Origin of the sequence: Pseudomonas sp. Colony2, assembly GCF_019382755.1 — a bacterium.
Classification (GTDB): domain Bacteria; phylum Pseudomonadota; class Gammaproteobacteria; order Pseudomonadales; family Pseudomonadaceae; genus Aquipseudomonas.
In genome coordinates, this window is record NZ_CP080030.1 from 5,825,862 (window position 1) to 5,830,565 (window position 4,704).

7 protein-coding genes are annotated in these 4,704 nt (G+C 60.9%); all 7 read right to left on the bottom strand.

Features of this window, described 5'->3' with window-relative positions; all coding sequences use genetic code 11:
• Nucleotides 1-473: phage tail protein I (locus JV201_RS23530; RefSeq protein ID WP_257903260.1), on the bottom strand; the 473-nt coding region annotated here is incomplete at its 3' end.
• Complete coding sequence (locus JV201_RS23535; protein ID WP_102604886.1) at nt 470-1,465, bottom strand: baseplate J/gp47 family protein; 996 nt, start codon at nt 1,463-1,465, stop codon at nt 470-472. The genes JV201_RS23530 and JV201_RS23535, both read right to left, overlap by 4 nt.
• Nucleotides 1,462-1,794 (bottom strand): phage baseplate protein, encoded by a 333-nt coding sequence (locus JV201_RS23540; protein ID WP_003208675.1) that lies wholly within the window; start codon nt 1,792-1,794, stop codon nt 1,462-1,464. The genes JV201_RS23535 and JV201_RS23540 overlap by 4 nt, the downstream gene beginning before the upstream one ends.
• Before the next feature lie 12 nt (nt 1,795-1,806).
• Nucleotides 1,807-2,415, bottom strand: a complete 609-nt coding sequence (locus JV201_RS23545) for a phage baseplate assembly protein V (protein ID WP_003208676.1) — start codon at nt 2,413-2,415, stop codon at nt 1,807-1,809.
• Between the two features lie 3 nt (nt 2,416-2,418).
• The gene (locus JV201_RS23550; RefSeq protein WP_219406102.1) at nt 2,419-2,934 is read right to left on the bottom strand and encodes a hypothetical protein; all 516 of its coding nucleotides are present in this window, start codon (nt 2,932-2,934) and stop codon (nt 2,419-2,421) included.
• A gap of 22 nt (nt 2,935-2,956) precedes the next feature.
• Nucleotides 2,957-3,295: a phage holin family protein gene (locus tag JV201_RS23555; RefSeq protein WP_003208680.1), complete on the bottom strand. Its 339-nt coding sequence runs from the start codon at nt 3,293-3,295 to the stop codon at nt 2,957-2,959.
• A gap of 610 nt (nt 3,296-3,905) precedes the next feature.
• Complete coding sequence (locus JV201_RS23560; protein WP_032899152.1) at nt 3,906-4,640, bottom strand: XRE family transcriptional regulator; 735 nt, start codon at nt 4,638-4,640, stop codon at nt 3,906-3,908.
• Nucleotides 4,641-4,704 lie beyond the last annotated feature (64 nt).

Consider the following 4,704-nt stretch of genomic DNA (forward strand, 5'->3'; position numbering starts at 1 on the left):
GTCTCGTGCACGATGGTGATGGTGGCCAGGTCCCGCTCGCTCTTGGCCGCGTTGATGCGGCGGATCAAACGGTTGTGATCGCCACTGGACCAACTGCGACCGATGATTGCCTGCACATCAAAGGTGTAAGGCAGACCGGTTGGCCGCTGTTGATACCAGGCACTGATATTGGGGGTGAATCCCAGGGATTCGACGGCGTAGCTCAGCGCCTTGGGCGTACCGGCCTGACGCTGGATTTGCCAGGACAAGGCCACGGTGAGGCGCTTCTCCGACTCGCTGGCAGCGGCGTCCCATTCACTGACGCCGCGATCAGCGGCCAGGTAGGGAAGGAATTCAGCCGGCGTCTGCAGCGGGTTCATCAAGGCCGGGAATGGCGGAGTGACCCGATCGAGCAATTGCCCGAAACCCAGGTCCAGCGCCTTCTCCAACGGCGAACTGTTGGCGGGCAGCAAACTGCCTTTTGGCTCACTCATAACGTGTGCACCTCCACCTCGACACCCGTGCAATACGGAGCCTGAAACGCCGTGGTGACGATCGGCTCCAGCGGCTCAAGGATCTGCAGTTGCGCAGCGCCTGCCGAGTGGATGGCGTAGTCGATCCAGCTCGGGTCCACCCGCCCTTCCAGGCGATGACAAGACTCGGCGTAGGTTTGCAGCAGTCGCTGCGCGGCTACCTGGGTCAATCCGGAATCCGGACCGGCGTTGATCTTGGCCACCACCCGAATTTTGTAGCGCAGGATCTGCGCCCCCTGCACCGTGACGAGATCCGTTTCCGGTCGCACGTCAGGCCGGGCGAAATGCCGGCGTACACCGTCGAGTAGATCCGCAGAAGGTGTACCATCCCCGTCTCGGGACAGGACCGTGACCATCACTTCGCCGGGCGCGGTTCGACGGCCGTTACCATCCTTGACCCGTGCCGCGTAGCCGTCCGGGTCGAAGGTATAAGTGACCGTCACCACACCCGGCGTAGCACTTTGCACTTTCACCGATGGACGCTCACCGAGGGTGAAAACCTCCCGCCGATACTGCATCCGCGAGCCCGCCGCCGGAGCGTGAGGCGCGAGGTAATAACGCAACCGGGCGTCATCGTCGCTCTCCAATGTTGGCGGTACCGGCGGGAAAGCCGCCGGGTCACCAGGGTCGAGCACCTGGCGCTCAAGGCCCATGTCCGCCAGGCGCGCATCGAGGTTGCTGCCGGTAGCCCACCACGCCAGCATCTGCTTGATGCGGGCGTTGTATTTGCGCTCGTGGGTTTGCAGGCGAACGCAAAAAGCTTCCAGCGCCAACGTCAGCAACTCGCTCTCGTTCTCCAGGCTGACCTTCAGCTTGGCGGCATTTTCTGGTGCACGAGTAGCGACGTAATCAACGACAAACGCCTTGAACTCCGCCAGCAACGGTTCGAACTCATCGACGGCAATGATCGCTGGCTCAGCCAGCTGGTTCTGGCCGGGTATCAGCATGCTCATGTCACCACCTCGAAGGATTGCTTGCGGTTTTTCCAGGTGCCGGCGAAGCGCAGCAACAGGCCGGCGCCCTGGCGGTTGGCGACGATGACTTGCGGTTCGAAGTCGGCGATGCCGTTCTGCGGGTTGTAGAACGCCTGGGCGGCATGGCTCTGGGCGAGAATCAGCAGGTCATCGCCGAGGTTTTGCCCGAGCAGCTGCGGGATCATCGAGCCGTACAGCGGGCGCTTCTGGCGAGTGCCCAAGGGCGTGGTCAGCGCTCGGGTAGCGCGCTGCACAAATTGCAGCCAGTCATCGACCGCCGCCCCGGTGTTTCTATCGATTCCGATCATGGGATGTCCTTGTCAGGGGCTGATGACTCGACCCTGGTGGTCCACCACCGGGCCGCTGAAGTGCGCGCCGCCGGCGTCCAGCAACAGGCTGGTGCCGCCGACTTGCAGCGTGACGCCCTGGGCGCTCATCGTGAGGCTGGCGGCGCCGACCTTGATGTCGACCTGTTCGCGGGAACCTGTGAACGTGGTGGGGCCATTGACCCAGTTGAAGGTATGGCTGGCGTCGTCGTAGTCGCTCTGGGTACCGTCCTGATGGCGGCGCCGGGTCAGTGTCGAAGCGCTGGAGACCGGTGGAAAGCGGTCGCTGTTCAAGCCGAACAAGGCCACCGATTGCGCCCCGCCCTCCCCGGCGCCGTAGTTGAGCAGCAAACATTGCTCGCCTACTGACGGGATGCGGGTTTCCGTCTGCGCTCCGGCGCTGGGGTTGAAAAAGCGGATCGCCGGGGTGAGCAGTTCGCCGTGGCTGACCTTGCAGGTATTGCTGGCGGCGTCGACCTCCTGGCACACGCCGATTCGGCAGAAACTTTCGGCGCGTCGATACAGGTCTTCGAGCTGGCTTTCCATTTCCGCCAGGCGCTCCACGATCGGCCCCAGCTGCATGCGTAACAGCGCGTCGAACATGGGCTACTCCGCCAGCGGCTTGTATTGGTCGGGGTCGTCGATGTTCGAGACGTCCCAGGTGCAGGCAAAAAGCGGCTTGGCTGTGGGATCGTTGAGCAACGGCGGCCCGATATAGAGGGTTTGGATGAAGGTGACGGTCCAGGTGTCGTAGTCCGTCTCTGCGCTGGTGCGTATTGAAGGCGCAGCGACAATGCTGGTCGGCAGGTCGCACTGCGCCTGCGGCAGGTTCCAGCGGTTATCCAGCACCAGGTCCATCAGTTGGCTGGCCAGGTCGCAGGCATCAAAGGGCAAGGCACCCGGGGCCACCATGGCCTTGAGTGAAATCCCCAGGGCATGGGCCTTGCGCCCCTCGCGGGAGCGAAGGCCCGGCCCATTGCCTTCGACCGTGATCAACACGCCGGTGTCGTTCGCGGCGCCCTGAAAGTCCTGATGAGTGCCGACCTTAAGTTCCGGAAACGCCCTGCGCAGTGCCTCGCTGATGGCCTGGGGCAATTGGGAGGGTTTTTCGATAAGTGTCATTTAAGTAGCGTCCTTGCAACGGTTACTGCGGGTCCCGGCCAGGGCCTTCGTTGACGCCGATGCGCTTGGCCGCCCAGCGTTCATAAAGGCCGATGGCCACGTCGGCGCCGGCCATGGCGGTCAGGCACCCAATGGCGCCGGCCGTCCAGATCGACATGCCGGCGGCGTAGCACAGCATCAGGGCTGATACCCCGCACACCATGCAGGCCCCCGAACGCAGGGCCAGGCGCCGCATAAGCGACCAACCGCGGGCGCCTTCCTTGTCGGCGCGCCACATTTCTCCGGAAACCCCGCCAATCACCGCCAATACGATGACCAGCCAGATAGGCATTTCCGCCAACGCTTGCTGCTCGTTTGTCATGTCACGCCTCCTGGAATGAGTGATACCGGCAGGTCGCCGGTTGTAGGTGTTTGTTTCAATTTGAATGGGTTCTCTAGGTAGGCATTCCAAAAAGCCCGGTTGCCCGGGCTTTTCAGTAATGATGTCCTCGAACTTTCGGCGCTACTGGCGCGGTACGGTTCTTTCCTCAATGTTTTTCCGACCACGATCCCTGTCTGCCGGATAACTGCTTCTGGTGCTTTACGCTGCACACCCGGGCCAGTTGCCAACCCTCTGAACCGTTAAGGCCGGTTCATCGCTGCCTGTTCTTGAAGCGGTTTGAAACTAAAGAGCGTCGGCATCCTTGCCGGTATTGCCTGGCATCCTTGCCATCGCTTCGATGGCGTCCTTGCCGGTGTTGCGTAACGTCCTTGTCTTCCTTGGCAGCATCCTTGCCGCCTCCACCAGGCCTTCTTGGCTGGCTTGAGATGAAGAATATGCATGTATGCATATACAGTCAATGCACAAATGCATTTATTTTTGCGCAAGAAATGCACAGGTGCATTTATAGCCCCGCAGGCAAAGGGTTTGGTGGTTTTACGCAGACGAAAAAAAGCCCGCTCACTGGCGGGCTTTGTCTTATACAGAAGGGTTAGCGGGCGTACATGCCCCACCAGAAAACGTGACCAAGGATGCTGATCTGTTCATCCTGGATTTCCTGGAAGCTGTAGTCCTCGTCCGGATGTTCATCGCGGTTGAAGCTACGCAGGCGAATCCCGGAAGGCAGGCGATAGAGCTGTTTCACCCGTAGCTGGCCGTTGTGATTGATGGCGTAAAGATCGCCATCGACGATGTCACCAATCCCGCATTTGCCCGCATTGACACCTACGGTGGCGCCGTCGCGCAGCACCGGCAACATACTGTTGCCGCGCACCGTCACGCACTTGGCCTGGTCGAACTGCACACCGTTATGCCGCAGGCTGCGCTTGCCGAATCGCAGGCTGGCCTTCTCGCTTTCCTCGATGACGAATCTTCCTGATCCAGCAGCCAATTCAACCTCGCGCAGAAAGGGGATCGACACCTCGTCATCATTAACGGGTGTTTCGTCGTCCCACAGGCTTATGTCCTTGAGTTCCGAATGCATCGGGTCACGCTCGTCCGACCGCACCGGCACCAGCCCTGCGCGCCCGCGCAGCTGATCGGTGCTGACCTGGAAGTAATCGGCGATGCGCGAGATGTGCTTGTCCGACGGATCCACGATCTTGCCGCTGAGGATCCGGGACAGTGTGGATTGAGGCACGCCGGTACGCCGGTGAAGCTCCGTGGGGGAGATCCGGTCGCGGTCCAGCAGCTCTCTTAAGACGATAGAAACGTTGCGTTTTTGCATAACGCGGATAGTGCAGGCAGTTTTGATGCTTGGCAAATGCTTATTTGCATATTTAATGCATTGA